Genomic DNA, 14770 nt, shown 5'->3' with positions numbered 1-14770 from the left:
GGGCGGTGGGCCGGTACCGGGCGAGTATGCGGATGAAAGATATCGGTTGTATGAATGTACCGGTCGACATACTGAACGGCCCCTTCTATGGCCCGTCAGGACGCATAGAAGGGGGATTCAGCGTCGGGATTACACCTTATGGTAGATCTCGGCGCCGCTGTCCTTGAACTCTTCCGACTTCTCCTTCATGCCCTGTTCCGCCTGGGCATTGATTGCCGCGACCTGGCTTTCGTCCAGATCACGCACTTCCTGAGAAATCTTCATCGAGCAGAACTTGGGTCCGCACATGGAGCAGAAGTGGGCCACCTTGGCGGATTCCTTCGGCAATGTTTCATCGTGGTAGGCGCGGGCGGTATCCGGGTCCAGACCGATGTTGAACTGGTCTTCCCAGCGGAATTCGAAGCGCGCCTTGGACATGGCGTTGTCGCGGATCTGTGCTCCCGGATGACCTTTCGCCAGGTCGGCGGCATGCGCGGCGATCTTGTAGGTGATGATGCCGGTCTTGACGTCGTCCTTGTTGGGCAGGCCCAGGTGCTCCTTCGGTGTGACGTAGCAGAGCATGGCGCAACCGTACCAGCCGATCATCGCCGCACCGATACCGGAGGTGATGTGGTCGTAGCCCGGCGCGATGTCGGTGGTCAATGGGCCCAGGGTGTAGAAGGGGGCCTCATCACACTCCTGCAGCTGCTTGTCCATATTTTCCTTGATCATGTGCATCGGCACATGCCCCGGACCTTCGATCATCACCTGTACGTCATGTTTCCAGGCGATCTTGGTCAGCTCGCCCAAAGTTTCCAGTTCGGCGAACTGGGCTTCATCGTTGGCATCGTAAACGGAGCCTGGACGCAGGCCGTCACCGAGGGAAAAGGCCACGTCGTAGGCCTTGCAGATCTCGCAGATCTCTTCGAAGTGGGTGTAGAGGAAGTTCTCCTCATGGTGCGCCAGACACCACTTGGCCATGATGGAGCCGCCGCGGGAGACGATGCCGGTCATGCGCTTGGCGGTCAGCGGTACATAGCGCAGCAGTACGCCGGCATGGATGGTAAAGTAGTCTACGCCCTGCTCGGCTTGCTCGATCAGGGTGTCGCGGAACACCTCCCAGTTCAGGTTTTCCGCGATGCCGTTGACCTTCTCCAGCGCCTGATAGATCGGCACGGTGCCGATGGGAACTGGCGAGTTGCGCAGGATCCATTCGCGGGTCTCGTGAATATTCTTGCCGGTGGACAGGTCCATGATGGTGTCGGCACCCCAGCGGGTCCCCCAGGTCATCTTCTCCACTTCTTCCTCGATGGAAGAGGTGACGGCGGAGTTGCCGATGTTGCCGTTGATCTTTACCAGGAAGTTGCGGCCGATGATCATCGGCTCCAGCTCCGGGTGGTTGATGTTGCACGGGATGATGGCGCGGCCTTCGGCCACTTCCTTGCGTACGAACTCCGGTGTGATCTCTTCCGGCAGGTAGGCACCGAAGTTGTGGCCCGGGTGCTGCTCGGCGACGATGTTGCCTTCCGCTTTGGCCTTGGCCAGTTTCATGTTCTCGCGGATGGCGATGTATTCCATTTCAGGGGTGATGATGCCCTGACGTGCATAGTGCAGCTGGGTCACGTTCTTGCCCGGCTGGGCGCGGCGCGGCTGGCGGGTCAGTTCGAAGCGCAGTTCGTCCAGACGCAGGTCGGCTGCCCGGGCACGACCGTACTCGGAGGTCAGGCCGTTCAGCTGTTCGGTATCATCGCGTTCCAGAATCCAGTGTTCACGTAGCGGCACCAGGCCCTTGCGCACATCAATGGCCACATCCGGGTCCGTGTAGGGGCCGGAGGTATCGTAAACGTACAGCGGGTCGTTTTTTTCACCCCCCATGTCGGTGGGAGTGTCATCCAGAGTGATCTCGCGCATCGGTACGCGGATGTCCGGGCGGCTGCCCTCGACATAGACCTTGCGTGATTTCGGGAACGGCTGTACGGAGTCCTTGTCGACAGTCGCGGTGCGACTCAATTGCTGTGTGCTCATCATCTCTCCTGCGTTTTATCGTTGTAATACTCAGTCGGCCAGATCCAGGCCCATCTGCCAGAAGCTCGCTTCCATGCGGGTGGCGGTACGAAAACGTTTGCTCAGTGCCTCCAGGCGGGCGGGAGGCAGGTTCTGGCCCAAAGTGTCCAGCAGTTCACGTTCGGTATTGGCGGCCTGCTGGTACTCATCGCTCAGGTACATGTCGATCCAGGGGGCGTAGGGGCTGTCCTCGCGCACCGTATCGGGTTGTGCGGCCAGCCAGTTGGCAATCTCGGCATAGCCGATGATGCAGGGGGCCAGTGCCACGTGCAGATCGAGCAAGTCACCGGCAAAACCGGCGTCCAGTACGTAGCGGGTGTAGGCCACGGTCGCCGAGGCCTCCGGCAGCGCCTGCAGCTGGGCTTCGCTGATGCCCCAGTCGCGGCAGTAGTCCACATGCAGGCCGATCTCGGTATCCAGCATGGCGTTGAGGCCGGACTGGGCGTAGCGCATGCTGGTCAGGTCTTCGCTCTTGAACACCGCCAGGCCCCAGGCGCGGCTGAACTGGATCAGGAACAGGTAATCCTGTTTCAGGTAGTGCTGGAAGCATTCCCTGGGCAAGGTTCCCTGTCCCAGATGACGTACGAAGTCGTGCTGGATATAGGCGTTCCAGTCATCGGCACAGCGGGTTTTCAGATGGTCATACAGTGACACGTGGCACCTCCGGTTGGGTTACGGATTCGGGGTCAAGGCTGGCGCTGAAAAACTGATGCTCAAGTACACACATGCGCTGGAAGAGTTCTGCCAGCCGTTCCAGGGTGGCGTCATCGCGATCGGCAAAGCTGTCCACCTGGCCACGCAGCCAGACAACGAACTGCTCGAACTCGGGCAGGACGTGGATATCGATCCATTCCTGCAGATAAAAGCGCTTGCCGCGCGGTTTCTCCGCCTGCAGCTGTGACCAGCTCAGGTAGGACCATTCCGCCACACAAAGGCAGATGATGGCGTCTTCGTAACTGGCCTCCGACGCTTGCATGGTGTCGATGATCGCCCGACTGACCGGATGCAGCTTTGGATTCAGGTAATCCACTTCGCCCAGCTCCAGGGCTTTGAAAGCACGCAGGAAATAGGTGTTCTCATCGCTGGTCAGCGCTGCGAGAAAGCCGGCCAGCACGGTCTTGGGCGGCATCGCCGGGGCGTTGGCAATAGTGCGGGCGACCAGGTTGACCAGGGTGTCGATGAAGGCGTAGTCCTGCACCAGATAGCGGGCGTAGACGTCATCCTCCAGGCGGTCATCGCCCAGCGCTTCGGTGAAGGCATGGCTCACTGCCCGGTTCCAGTCGGCTTCGGCGTAGCCGCGCAGCTGCTCGTTCAGCGGCTGCTGCGGGTGCTGTTGGCGGTAATCGGCAAAGGTCATCAGGCGTTCCATTTTGTTTGGCTCAAGGCTGCCCATATGGGTGCTCAGGGCTCGATGGCGTAGTCGGTTACCGGCGGGTTGCGTTTGGCCAGACCCTGTTCCTGCATGAAGGCGCCGACGCGCTGGTAACGGGCTTCATCCAGTGCGGCCGGGCGCAGCGCAAAGCGGCTCAGGGTATCGGCCCAGGCGCGGCGGTTGAGTTCGGTGTTCAGTTCATCCGGCTTGTAGCTGACGAAGGATTTCCAGGCGTCGTCCGGGTGGTTGACGATGTACTGGGTTGCCTGTTCCAGTGCGGCCATCACACGGGCGAAGCGTTGGTCACCCCGATCCTGGTTGTTGATCACCAGCACCAGCTCGTCATAGGCGGGGACGCCTTCCTCTTCTACGTAGAAGGCGCGGCCCGGGTGGCCCTCGATATCCATCTGGTTCAGCTCGAAGTTGCGGTAGGCACCGATTACGGCGTCGACCTGACCGGTGATCAGTGACGGTGACAGCGACCAGTTGACGTTGACCATCTCGATATCGTCCAGCGTCAGGCCGTGGGGTTTGAGCATGGCGCGCATCAGGGCTTCTTCGTAGCCGCCCACCGAATAACCCACCTTCTTGCCCTTGAGGTCGGCCAGGGTCTTGATCGGGCCTTTATCCAGCACCACCAGCGAGTTCAGCGGTGTCGCGATCAGGGTGCCGATGCGGGTCAGCGGCAGCTCTTCACCGACCATTACGTGCAGCTGTGGCTGGTAGGTCAATGCCATATCGGCCTTGCCGGCGGCCACCAGCTTGGGTGGCATCGACGGGTCGGCAGGTTCCACCAGACTCACCTCCAGTCCCTGGGCGGCGAAGTAGCCTTGCTGTTGGGCAACGATCAGCGGGCCGTGGTCAGGATTGATAAACCAGTCGAGCAGCAGCTCGACCTTGTCGGCGGCCAGTGCCTGGGCGGACAGGAGGCAAGCGCACAGCAGGGCTGTCAGTCGTTTCATGGGGTATCACCTCGGGTTACGGACGACGTGGACTCGTTCAGCCAGGGCGTGAGTCGTCGTGCGATCAGGTTGACGGAAAAATAGAGCGCCAGCGCCATCACGGCGAGCACCAGCAGGGCGGCGAACATCAGGTCTACTTGCATGCGGGCATTGGCGTGCAGCATCAGGTAGCCCAGTCCGGTCGATGACCCTACCCATTCGCCGACCACCGCGCCGATCGGCGCCACCGACGCGGCCACGCGCAGGCCGGAGCCGAAGGCAGGCAGGGCGGCGGGCAGGCGGATCTGCAGCAACTGGGTGCGGCGGCCGGCACCCAGGGTGCGGGCCAGTTGCAGATAGCCGGTTGGCGTCTGGCGCAAGCCATCGAAACAGGCGGCGGTGACCGGGAAATAGATGATCAGCGTGGCCATTGCGACCTTGGACGTCATGCCATAGCCAAGCCAGAGCATCAGCACCGGTGCCAAAGCGAAGACGGGGATCGCCTGGCTGATCACCAGCACCGGCAGCAGCCAGCGGCGTAACCGGCCCCAGGTGATCAGCGACAGGGCACTGATCAGCCCCAGTCCGGCACCCAGCAGCATCCCCAGCAGGATCTCGGCCAGGGTGACGCCGGCATGTTTCATCAGCAGCGGGAATTGGTCGATCAGCGTATTGAACACCAGCAGGGGACCGGGCAGGATGAAGCGGGGGGCATCGGTGAGCCAGACGATCAGCTGCCAGCTCAGCAGCAGGCCCAGGGTAATGCCGATCGGGCGCAACAGCGACATCATGATGCTTCTCCTGCCAGTAACTCCAGCAGTTGTGCCTGCAGCTGCAATACCTGTTGGTCGTGTATGGCGCGGGGTGTCTGCCCGGCCGGGATAATCGGGTCGGACAGGCGGGCCGGCGCGCCCCGCAGCACCAGAATGCGGTCGGACAGGCGCAGCGCCTCCAGCGGATCATGGGTGATCATCAGCACCGTGCGATCGGCCAGCAGTTCGGCAGCCAGATCCTGCAGCTTCAGGCGAGTGATTGCGTCCAGAGCGGAGAAGGGCTCGTCCATACACACCAGCGGCTGGTCCTGAAACAGAGTGCGGGCCAGGGCTACGCGCTGGCGCTGGCCGCCGGACAGCTGGGCCGGACGAGCGTTGGCGCGATTGCCCAATTCCACTTGCACGAGCAGGTGGCGGGCCTGCTCGACCTGTTCAGAGCCGACCGTGCCGCCCTGAAGGCGAGCGCCGAGCAGCACGTTATCCAGTACCGATAGCCAGGGCAGCAGCAGATCCTGTTGTGCCATCCAGGCAACGCGGCCGGCCAGCGGTTGGCCGTCACTGCAGAAAATCTGCCCCGTTATGGCGGCTTCGTCGGCGATGCCGCACAATAGCTGCAACAACGAACTTTTGCCGACGCCGGACTGACCCAGAATGCTGGTCCACTGGCCACCCGGAAGGGTCAGGTTCAGGTCGCTGAATACGCAGTGATGCTGCCAGTGCAGACTGGCCTGCTCAAGCCGGATATCCAAGACTTACCACCAGGCGTGGAAATGATGCGTGGGGCCGTGGCCGGAACCGACCTGCAAGCGGTCGGCGGCTGCAATCGCTGCGGTGATATAAGCCTTGGCGTCGATCACGGCGGTCGGTACGTCCAGCCCCTTGGCCAGGCCGGCAGCGATGGCGGAGGACAGGGTGCAGCCGGTGCCATGGGTGTTGGCGGTGGCGATCCGTTTGGCCGGCAGCCATCGGGGTTCCCCGGCACCGAGCAATAGATCGGCACTCTCGTCGCTGGCAGAGTCGGCCAAGTGGCCGCCCTTGACCAGCACGGCCTGAGAGCCCAGGGCCAGCAGCTGTTCTGCCTGGGTCTGCATCTCATCGGCATTCTGGGCTTCTTTGCAGGCCAGCAGCACAGCCGCTTCCGGCAGGTTGGGCGTGATCAGCGTGGCCAGGGGCAACAACTCCTCGCGCAGGGCGTTGACGGACTCATCGGCCAGCAGCTTGTCGCCGCTCTTGGCGACCATTACAGGGTCAAGCACAATATTGCCCAGCCCGCGCTCGCGCAGGATCCTGGCGATGGTGGCGATGGTTTCGGGTCGGCTGAGCATGCCGATCTTGATTGCATCGACCTGGATATCGTCCAGCACCGTATTGAGCTGGTCGGCAATAAAGGCCGGCGGGATGTCGTGAATGGCGCGGACTTCGCGAGTGTTCTGCGCCGTCAGTGCGGCGATTACCGAAGTACCGAATACACTCAGAGCGGAAAAGGTCTTGAGGTCGGCTTGAATACCGGCACCGCCACCGCTGTCTGAACCGGCGATGGTGAGGGCGACGGGTGTGCGTGTCTGTGTCATGCGGATGCTCCTGTACGGGAGAAAACCGCACCGACCATGCGTGCGCATGGAGTGATAGTAACGGCCATCTCGATTTCCTACGCCGGTACCAACCGGATCAGGTTCAGCGGGTTTCATCTCAGCCCGTCCAAGCGGGCACCCCGACCAAGAATCAGCCGCTAGTTTAGGCACTCCGGACTGAACTGTCTATGCTGTAACCAGAAGACCGTTGAGGTCGGTCGACAGGTACTGAGCGGAGGTAGATGGCCCATGAACCCTTTGGAAGTGGTAGAGCTGATGTGTCCCTGGTGCAGCGAGCCGATCAGTCTGACAGTGGATGTGACTGAGCCCGAGCAGGAGTACAGCGAGGATTGTACGGTCTGTTGCAGTCCGATCACGGTACGTGTGGCCATCGGCGCTCAGGGGGAGCCCGAGGTGGATGTCGAGCGGGAAGGCGGCTGAGGCAAGCATGCTGAAAAGCACTCCTCATTGCCTGCGGTCGGATACGACCGGTCTGGAGATACGCTCAGGTGCTCAGGACCTGATCAGGCAGGGGCTGGTGAGAGCAAGGGAAGCGCTGAGCGGACGTGAACGGAACCGGGAGGAAGTGATTCATCAGACCCGCGTCGACATGAAACGCTTGCGGGCGCTGTGGTATCTGGCGCAACCCGGATTGTCCGGAAATGCGCACGCGGCCCTGCATGATGGAAGTCGGACAGTGGCGCGATTATTGGGGGACAGCCGGGATCGACAGGTCATGCATATGACGCTGGCGACCTATGTTGGAGCCTTGCCCGGCGATGTGGCGCAGCGTTTGCTGGCGGAGTTTCCGTCAGCGACGGGTATGGTGGTGGAAACATCGCTGTTGGAGCAGGTGGAAACCGGCTATCGGCAGCTGGAGGCCGGTCTTCGGGGGATAGCATTTTCCGGTGTGCGACGCCCGCATATACGGCATGCGCTGGCGGTCAGTTTCAGCAAGGGGCGGCGCGGCTACCGGCAGGCGGGCGATGGCAAGGGGGAAGCGCTGCACCGCTGGCGCAAATGGAGCAAGGCGCTGGCCTATCAGCTTGAGTGGCTCGGATTGACACCCGGCTGGGGACGTTCACTCAAGCCTCTTGGGGCCTGTCTTGGGGATATCCATGATCTGGATGTGCTGGTTGAACGGCTGCAGGTGCCGGCTATTCGAGTGACGGACCGGGCCTTGCTGGAACCGCTGTTACTGGCCTCACGGCGTCAGCAGGTTCAGCAGGTGCTAGGGCAGGGGCGTGTCCTGTATGCCAGCCGCCATTCCGAACGACGCTGCCGGCGTTTGTATCGGCGCTGGCTCGAAACAGATGGACTCATGCCCTGATTTTCCATGGCCTGATCGATATACTGGGGCGCTTGAACGTTAGCAACGGCGGAGTACCATGAAATATCGCATCATTCCCGTAACGCCTTTCCAGCAGAACTGTACGCTGCTCTGGTGTGAGCAGACCCGCAAGGCGGCGGTAGTTGATCCTGGTGGTGATCTGGATCGCATCAAGGCAGCAGTGGTTGAAGAGGGGGTCGAGTTGGAAAAAATCCTGCTGACTCATGCTCATATTGATCACGCCGGTGGTACGGCGGCCTTGGCCCGCGAGCTGACGCTGACCATCGAGGGGCCCGGACGCGATGACGAATTCTGGATCGAGGGGCTGCCGAAACAAAGTCAGATGTTCGGTTTTCCCGCAGTGGAGGTGTTCACGCCGGATCGCTGGCTGCAGGACGGCGATAGCGTCAGCTTTGGCGAGGTCGTGCTGGAGGTCATTCACTGCCCGGGGCACACGCCGGGCCATGTGGTGTTCTATCACCGTCCAACGGCACTGGCGCTGGTCGGCGATGTGTTGTTTCAAGGGTCCATCGGACGTACCGATTTTCCCCGTGGCGATCACGCGACATTGATCCGTTCGATTCGCGAGAAGCTGTTCCCGCTGGGTGACGAGATCGACTTTATTCCGGGCCACGGCCCCATGTCGACCTTTGGTCAGGAACGCCAGACCAACCCCTTTGTGGCGGATCGCTTCGGCTAATGCTCGTCTTTGCGAGAGGAGACGCCCCCGCTGACAATAAAGGTGGTGACCTCTCCTGCCGGTTGCTGCAGCGGGGTGACCCGGCTGGCGGGAACGATGATCAGGTTGCCGGCAAAGTTGTATGATTGGGGCAGATAGACGGCCACGTCCTGCTCCAGTCCCCAATGCGACAGATCGTCGGCGGTGATAAAGCCGGCCACCCGAATGGTGCCGTCTTCGCCCAGGCTGACCAACACCGGCTTGTCGAAACGCTTGTCCTCGCCCAGAAAGGCCTGAAACAGGTCGCGCAGCGCGTTATAGAGTAACTTGATGAGCGGGATCTTTTTCATCAGCCGTTCGAATTTGTTCAGGATGAACTGACCGAGAAGGTTGGAGGCCAGAGCGCCCACCAGCGTGATGACGACCAGGGTGAAGGCAATCGCCAGCAATGAGGCCCCCAATCCGGGCTTCAGCAGTGGAAACATCTGCTGAAACAAGCTGCTCAGAGCACTGAACAGGGTGTTGTTCAGCGCCGTGAAAATGGCGTACACCAGGTAAATGGTGAGTACGGCCGGAAGCAGAATCAGCAGTCCCTGAAAAAACAGACGTATGATCAGTCGCATGGATGTCCTTATTTATGTAGTAGTAGGGCCAGTTCAAACAGTTTGGGGTCCAGCCCCTTGCGGTAACGGATCACACTATCCAGAGGGACGTCCAGGATGGCGCCGTTGGCTACCCCGACCATGATGTCGCTGTAACCCGCCTGCAGATACCTGACGGCCATGGCTCCCAGACTGGAGGCCAGAACGCGGTCGTGGCCACTGGGGCGGCCGCCACGCTGGATATGACCCAAAATACAGACTCTGGGCTCTTCGCCCTGCTGCTTGAGCTGCTGTGCCAGTCGGTAGGTCAGTCCGGGGGTCTGGCCTTCGGCCACGACAATAATGCCGCTGGAGCCCTTGCCCGAGCGGCGGTTGTCGCAGAGCTGTTGTCCCAGTTGTTCGATCTGTACCTCATATTCGGGAACGACCACCTTTTCCGCTCCTGCCGCAATGCCGACATGGGTTGCCAGAAATCCGGAATTGCGGCCCATGACCTCAACCAGAAAATAGCGCTCGTGGGATGACGCTGTGTCACGGATCTTGTCGATGGCATCCAGCGCCGTATTGACGGCGGTATCGAAGCCGATAGTGTCCTCGGTACCGAAAATGTCGTTATCGATGGTGCCTGGCAAGCCGATAACCGCAATATCGCTCTCTTCGGCCAGACTGTGTGCCCCGGTCAGGGAGCCGTCACCACCGATTACCACCAGCGCGTCAATGCCGTTCTGTTCCAGTACCTTGATCGCCTGCTGGCGGACCTCTTTCTGCTTGAAGGCCTCGCAGCGGTCGCTTTTCAGAATGGTGCCGCCGCGCTGTACGATATTGCGCACCGAGGCCGAGGTCATCACGCGCAGATCACCGGCCAGCAGGCCGCTGTAGCCTCGCTGGACGCCATAGACCTGAATGCCGTTGTTCAGGGCGGCACGCACGACACCACGAATGGCCGGGTTCATGCCGGGAGAGTCGCCGCCGCTGGTCAGAATGGCGATGGCATTGAAGTCACGCAGGACTTCCAGATCGGGCAGGGTATACATCTCGGCTCCTTCCTCCAACAGGGGTTAGAGTCACTATAGCGGAATTGGATGACGCTGGTGAGTCCGCGCAGATCAAAGGATTACAGACCTATGTCACCGTTTTTACAGTAAAAAACCGTTCAACGGTTGAACAGAACCCGACCCTGGCCAATACTGAATACCGAGCTGGCCCTTGATGTTGCTGCAGGGCCTTTCCGATAAGAAGAAGGAGAATTCTATATGGCACTGAATAAAACGCTGATGTCTGCCGCCATGGCTGCAGCCGTAACAGCGGGTGGTCTGATGACGGCCTCGGTTGCACAGGCGGAAAGCTTTATCACCATTGGCACCGGCGGAGTGACCGGGGTGTATTACCCGACAGGCGGTGCAATCTGTCGACTGGTGAACAAGGATCGTGCGGAACACGGCATTCGTTGTTCAGTGGAAAGTACCGGTGGCTCGGTTTACAACTTGAATACCATTCGTGCCGGAGAACTGGACTTCGGCGTGGCTCAGTCCGACTGGCAGTTTCACGCTTACAACGGGACTGATACCTTCAAGGATCAGGGGGCGAACCCCGATCTGCGTTCAGTGTTCTCCTTGCATGCCGAGCCTTTCACCGTGGTGGCGCGAGCCGACTCGGGTATTCGGGAAATCAACGACATCAAGGGCAAACGCGTTAATATCGGTAACCCGGGCTCCGGTCAGCGCGGTACTATCGAAGTCCTGATGGAAGCCAAGGGCTGGACGGAAGATGACTTCTCTCTGGCGTCCGAGTTGAAGGCATCCGAACAGGCCAGCGCGCTGTGTGACAACAAGATCGATGCCATGGTGTATGTGGTCGGTCACCCCAGTGGCGCGATCAAGGAAGCCACCACCTCCTGCGACAGCGTACTGGTTGCAGTGAATGACCCGGATGTCGAAAAACTGATCGCCGACAACAGCTACTACCGTCAGGCCACAATTCCAGGTGGCATGTACCGGGGCAACGCGGATGACGTGCTCACCTTTGGTGTCGGTGCCACGATTGTCAGCTCAGCCAAAGTGCCGGACGAAGTGGTCTACCATGTCGTCAAGGCGATCTTTGAAAACTTCGATACCTTCCGCAAGCTGCACCCGGCCTTCGCCAACCTCAAGAAAGAGGAAATGGTGCGTGATGCACTGACAGCTCCCCTCCACCCGGGAGCCGAGAAGTACTATAAGGAAGCTGGTCTGCTGTAAGCCGACCTCGAGTGGGGGTGCCTGGCACCCCCATGATCCCGTTTTTCTGCTGAAGGGTGCTCGCCGTGTCTCAGGATGATACCTATAAAACCTCGAACGACGACATTCAGGAACTGGTGGCTCAGTCCGACAGTGGTGCACGTGCACCAGGCGGGCTGTCCGGAAAGTTGCTGTGGGGAATAGCTTTGGCCTGGGCGCTGTTCCAGCTCTGGTATGCTTCTCCCTTGCCTTTCATGCTGGATTTCGGAGTGATCAACGATTCCAAGGCGCGCGCCGTGCATCTGGCGTTCGCCATTTTTCTGGCATACACCGCATACCCGGCACTGAAAAGTTCGCCCCGCTTTCATATTCCCTGGCATGACTGGCTGTTTGCATTGGGAGGGGCGTTTTCGGCAGCCTACCTGATGATATTCGAAGCTTCGCTGGCGACGCGAGCGGGAGCCCCGATTACGGCCGACATTGTCGTTGCCGTTGCCGGCATGCTGTTGTTGCTTGAAGCGACTCGTCGTGCCTTGGGGCCGCCATTAATGGTTGTGGCGGCGCTGTTTCTGATCTATACCTTTGCGGGGCCCTATATGCCGGATGTCATCGCGCATAAGGGGGCCAGCCTGGCCAAGGCAATGTCGCACCAGTGGCTGACGACGGAAGGTGTCTTCGGGGTCGCGCTGGGGGTATCAACCAGCTTTGTTTTTCTATTCGTGCTGTTTGGCGCACTGTTGGAGAAAGCGGGCGCAGGCAACTATTTCACCCAGGTTTCATTCTCTCTGCTGGGCCACATGCGTGGGGGGCCCGCCAAGGCCGCGGTAGTATCCTCGGGTCTGAGTGGGCTGATTTCCGGTTCATCGATTGCCAACGTGGTGACAACGGGAACATTTACCATTCCACTGATGAAGCGAGTGGGGTTCCCGGCGCACAAGGCCGGTGCGGTCGAGGTTGCAGCATCTACCAACGGCCAGTTGACTCCCCCCATTATGGGAGCGGCCGCCTTTCTGATGGTCGAATATGTCGGGATTTCCTATATCGAGGTGATCCAGCACGCGATTCTGCCGGCACTCATTTCCTATATCGCTTTGATCTACATTGTGCATCTGGAAGCGCTCAAGGCCGGGATGCAGGGACTGCCGAAACGAGACGATGGTCGAACGCTGGCGCAACGGTTGGCAACCTGGTGCGGCATTGTTCTGGGTGTCTGCTTGCTTTCACTGGGACTATATTACGGCTTTGGCTGGACCAAGGGGTATCTGGGCAACGCCAGTTATTGGCTCATGTCCGCGCTGATTCTTCTGGCCTACGTCTTTCTGGTGCGGTATGCCGCCAGTTATCCCGACCTTACAATGGATGACCCGGATGCGGAAATTGTCGCCTTGCCGCAAACCGGTCCAACGGTAAAATCCGGCCTCTACTTTCTGTTGCCGGTCTTCGTACTTGTCTGGTGCCTGACGGTCGAACGCTTTTCACCGGGATTGTCTGCGTTCTGGGCCACGGTTTTCATGATTGCGATCGTGTTAACCCATAAACCGCTCAAGGCAATGTTTCGGTCAGGAGAGGAGCGCTTTGGCGGCGGTGTGACTGCCGGGTTCCAGGATCTTCTGGATGGTCTGGTGGCCGGTTCGCGCAACATGATCGGTATTGGGGTGGCGACGGCAGCGGCAGGTATTGTGGTAGGGACCGTTACCCTGACGGGGATCGGACTGGTCATGACCGAATTTGTCGAATTCATTTCCGCCGGCAATATCATGCTGATGCTGTTGTTTACGGCCGCGATCAGTCTGCTGCTGGGTATGGGGTTGCCGACAACCGCCAACTATATAGTGGTGTCTACACTGATGGCACCGGTCATTGTAACTCTGGGGGCTCAGCAGGGGCTGATCGTGCCACTGATTGCCGTGCATCTGTTCGTGTTCTACTTCGGAATACTGGCCGATGATACGCCTCCGGTCGGGCTGGCAGCTTTCGCCGCAGCCGCGATTGCACGTTCGGACCCTATTCGAACAGGGGTGCAGGGCTTTACATACGATATTCGTACGGCGGTGCTGCCTTTCATGTTTATCTTCAATACCGAGCTGCTGCTGATTGGCATAGAAAGTATTCCTCACTTGCTGATTACAATAGTGACGGCAGTGATCGCAATGCTGATATTTGCGGCCGCAACTCAGGGATTCTGGCTGGTGAAAAGTCGCTGGTATGAAACCGGGCTGCTGCTGCTGATCGCGTTTACACTGTTTCGCCCCGGTTTCTGGTGGGATGAAATTTATCCACCGATGGTGATGTCACCGCCCGCACAAATTGAACAGCTGGCAGAAAAAGTGCCACCTGGTGGCTACCTGACGCTGCAGGCGGAAGGGATGAATATTGATGGCGATATGGTGAGCAAACTGGTCAAACTGCCGTTGGGAGAGGCACCAACGGGTGCTGAAAAGTTGAGTGAAGCAGGCTTGACCCTGGATATTGGCGAAAGCGAAGTGGTGGTGGAGCTGGTCGGGTTCGGCAGTCCTGCTCAGGACGCCGGACTGGACTTTGATTGGCGAATACTGGGTGTTCAACAGGAAAACGAGCGTCCATCCAAACAGTGGATGGTGGTTCCGGCGCTGGCCCTGCTGATCATTTTGGCCATGTTGCAATTACGTCGCCGTCGTCAACCGCTGGCCGTGTAGGAGGACTCATGTTCAAAAAAATACTGCTGCCCGTAGATATGCAGGATAAGAAAACGGCACGTACGGCCTTGCTTGAATGTCGTCGTTTCCTGTCGGAGGGTGCCGAGCTGCATGTTATGGCAATACTGCCCGGGTTGAATATGCCGCTGGTTGCGGCGTATTTTCCGAATGATACGCTGGAAAAGGCGCTCTATGGTTTGCAGCGTGAATTGCACCAGCTGATAGCGGATAGCCTGCCGGATTTGAAGGGATGTCACGAGCATATAGGTGAAGGAAATCCGGCCCGTGAGATTACGAAATTGGCCAAGCAACTCCGGGTCGACCTGATCCTGATGCCCAGCCACAATTATACTCGTGTCGAAAACATATTGATCGGCTCGGTGACGTCCAAGGTGGTTGAGCGGGCACACTGTTCGGTCATGGTGTTGCGAGAAAGCAAAAAGGAATAGCGGTATCGCATGAACACAGGGATTTTCGGGCGCCTGTGTTCGTTTTCACGCTGCTTTCATCATTTTGAAACTTTTTTACCTCAGGGCGTTGACACCGGTTCAGGGATCAGTAGAATACGCCT

15 protein-coding genes and 1 riboswitch are annotated in these 14770 nt (G+C 59.4%); of the genes, 6 read left to right on the top strand and 9 right to left on the bottom strand.

Annotated elements, in window-relative coordinates:
* Positions 1-129 precede the first annotated feature (129 nt).
* From thiC to thiD, 7 genes are read right to left on the bottom strand one after another with little or no spacing between them, the layout of a single operon-like run.
* Positions 130-2004: a phosphomethylpyrimidine synthase ThiC gene (gene thiC, locus H1S06_RS10945; RefSeq protein ID WP_305058177.1), complete on the bottom strand. Its 1875-nt coding sequence runs from the start codon at positions 2002-2004 to the stop codon at positions 130-132.
* A 30-nt stretch (positions 2005-2034) separates the two neighbouring features.
* On the bottom strand, positions 2035-2697 hold the full coding sequence (gene tenA / locus H1S06_RS10940; protein ID WP_181740094.1) for a thiaminase II: 663 nt from the start codon (positions 2695-2697) through the stop codon (positions 2035-2037).
* Positions 2684-3412: a TenA family protein gene (locus H1S06_RS10935; protein WP_181740092.1), complete on the bottom strand. Its 729-nt coding sequence runs from the start codon at positions 3410-3412 to the stop codon at positions 2684-2686. The genes tenA and H1S06_RS10935 overlap by 14 nt, the downstream gene beginning before the upstream one ends.
* Positions 3413-3444: 32 nt before the next feature.
* A complete protein-coding gene (locus H1S06_RS10930) occupies positions 3445-4377 on the bottom strand; it encodes an ABC transporter substrate-binding protein (RefSeq protein WP_181740090.1) in 933 nt (310 codons plus the stop codon).
* Positions 4374-5147, bottom strand: coding sequence for an ABC transporter permease (locus H1S06_RS10925; RefSeq protein WP_407658778.1), 774 nt, complete (start codon positions 5145-5147; stop codon positions 4374-4376). The genes H1S06_RS10930 and H1S06_RS10925 overlap by 4 nt, the downstream gene beginning before the upstream one ends.
* Positions 5144-5878, bottom strand: coding sequence for an ABC transporter ATP-binding protein (locus tag H1S06_RS10920; protein ID WP_181740088.1), 735 nt, complete (start codon positions 5876-5878; stop codon positions 5144-5146). The genes H1S06_RS10925 and H1S06_RS10920 overlap by 4 nt, the downstream gene beginning before the upstream one ends.
* Positions 5879-5881: 3 nt before the next feature.
* Positions 5882-6700, bottom strand: coding sequence for a bifunctional hydroxymethylpyrimidine kinase/phosphomethylpyrimidine kinase (gene thiD / locus H1S06_RS10915; RefSeq protein ID WP_181740086.1), 819 nt, complete (start codon positions 6698-6700; stop codon positions 5882-5884).
* A gap of 57 nt (positions 6701-6757) precedes the next feature.
* A riboswitch (TPP riboswitch) is annotated at positions 6758-6853 on the bottom strand.
* A gap of 96 nt (positions 6854-6949) precedes the next feature.
* Here thiD and H1S06_RS10910 point away from each other — a divergent pair.
* From H1S06_RS10910 to H1S06_RS10900, 3 genes are read left to right on the top strand one after another with little or no spacing between them, the layout of a single operon-like run.
* On the top strand, positions 6950-7141 hold the full coding sequence (locus H1S06_RS10910; RefSeq protein ID WP_181740084.1) for a CPXCG motif-containing cysteine-rich protein: 192 nt from the start codon (positions 6950-6952) through the stop codon (positions 7139-7141).
* A 7-nt stretch (positions 7142-7148) separates the two neighbouring features.
* Complete coding sequence (locus tag H1S06_RS10905) at positions 7149-8030, top strand: CHAD domain-containing protein (RefSeq protein ID WP_181740082.1); 882 nt, start codon at positions 7149-7151, stop codon at positions 8028-8030.
* 58 nt (positions 8031-8088) lie between these two features.
* Positions 8089-8730 carry an MBL fold metallo-hydrolase gene (locus tag H1S06_RS10900; RefSeq protein ID WP_181740080.1) on the top strand — a complete coding sequence of 214 codons (642 nt, stop codon included), beginning with the start codon at positions 8089-8091 and terminating at the stop codon, positions 8728-8730.
* On the opposite strand, the gene H1S06_RS10895 is transcribed toward H1S06_RS10900, so the two are convergent.
* Complete coding sequence (locus H1S06_RS10895; RefSeq protein ID WP_181740078.1) at positions 8727-9332, bottom strand: DUF502 domain-containing protein; 606 nt, start codon at positions 9330-9332, stop codon at positions 8727-8729. The genes H1S06_RS10900 and H1S06_RS10895 overlap by 4 nt on opposite strands.
* Before the next feature lie 8 nt (positions 9333-9340).
* Entirely contained in the window at positions 9341-10345 is a 1005-nt protein-coding gene (gene pfkA, locus H1S06_RS10890) for a 6-phosphofructokinase (protein ID WP_181740076.1), read from the bottom strand.
* A 219-nt stretch (positions 10346-10564) separates the two neighbouring features.
* On the opposite strand from pfkA, the gene H1S06_RS10885 reads away from it, so the two are divergent.
* The 3 genes from H1S06_RS10885 to H1S06_RS10875 all read left to right on the top strand — a co-directional run bounded on the left by H1S06_RS10885 (position 10565) and on the right by H1S06_RS10875 (position 14648).
* A complete protein-coding gene (locus H1S06_RS10885; protein WP_181740074.1) occupies positions 10565-11545 on the top strand; it encodes a TAXI family TRAP transporter solute-binding subunit in 981 nt (326 codons plus the stop codon).
* Between the two features lie 65 nt (positions 11546-11610).
* The gene (locus tag H1S06_RS10880; protein ID WP_181740072.1) at positions 11611-14199 is read left to right on the top strand and encodes a TRAP transporter permease; all 2589 of its coding nucleotides are present in this window, start codon (positions 11611-11613) and stop codon (positions 14197-14199) included.
* Positions 14200-14207: 8 nt separating this feature from the next.
* Positions 14208-14648: a universal stress protein gene (locus tag H1S06_RS10875; RefSeq protein ID WP_181740070.1), complete on the top strand. Its 441-nt coding sequence runs from the start codon at positions 14208-14210 to the stop codon at positions 14646-14648.
* Positions 14649-14770: the final 122 nt, after the last annotated feature.

This window comes from Marinobacterium marinum (assembly GCF_013868415.1).
GTDB classification, from domain to species: Bacteria; Pseudomonadota; Gammaproteobacteria; order Pseudomonadales; family Balneatricaceae; genus Marinobacterium; species Marinobacterium marinum.
This window is presented reverse-complemented; position numbering and strand designations above follow the sequence as displayed.

Excerpts from the sequence above, each read along its gene's own strand:
- H1S06_RS10905 (WP_181740082.1), top strand. The coding sequence starts at position 7,149 with ATGCTGAAAAGCACTCCTCATTGCCTGCGGTCGGATACGACCGGTCTG.
- H1S06_RS10900 (WP_181740080.1), top strand. The coding sequence starts at position 8,089 with ATGAAATATCGCATCATTCCCGTAACGCCTTTCCAGCAGAACTGTACG.
- H1S06_RS10875 (WP_181740070.1), top strand. The coding sequence starts at position 14,208 with ATGTTCAAAAAAATACTGCTGCCCGTAGATATGCAGGATAAGAAAACG.
- H1S06_RS10925 (WP_407658778.1), bottom strand. The coding sequence starts at position 5,147 with ATGATGTCGCTGTTGCGCCCGATCGGCATTACCCTGGGCCTGCTGCTG.
- H1S06_RS10935 (WP_181740092.1), bottom strand. The coding sequence starts at position 3,412 with ATGGAACGCCTGATGACCTTTGCCGATTACCGCCAACAGCACCCGCAG.
- thiD (WP_181740086.1), bottom strand. The coding sequence starts at position 6,700 with ATGACACAGACACGCACACCCGTCGCCCTCACCATCGCCGGTTCAGAC.
- H1S06_RS10930 (WP_181740090.1), bottom strand. The coding sequence starts at position 4,377 with ATGAAACGACTGACAGCCCTGCTGTGCGCTTGCCTCCTGTCCGCCCAG.
- pfkA (WP_181740076.1), bottom strand. The coding sequence starts at position 10,345 with ATGTATACCCTGCCCGATCTGGAAGTCCTGCGTGACTTCAATGCCATC.
- H1S06_RS10895 (WP_181740078.1), bottom strand. The coding sequence starts at position 9,332 with ATGCGACTGATCATACGTCTGTTTTTTCAGGGACTGCTGATTCTGCTT.
- H1S06_RS10910 (WP_181740084.1), top strand. The coding sequence starts at position 6,950 with ATGAACCCTTTGGAAGTGGTAGAGCTGATGTGTCCCTGGTGCAGCGAG.
- H1S06_RS10885 (WP_181740074.1), top strand. The coding sequence starts at position 10,565 with ATGGCACTGAATAAAACGCTGATGTCTGCCGCCATGGCTGCAGCCGTA.
- thiC (WP_305058177.1), bottom strand. The coding sequence starts at position 2,004 with ATGAGCACACAGCAATTGAGTCGCACCGCGACTGTCGACAAGGACTCC.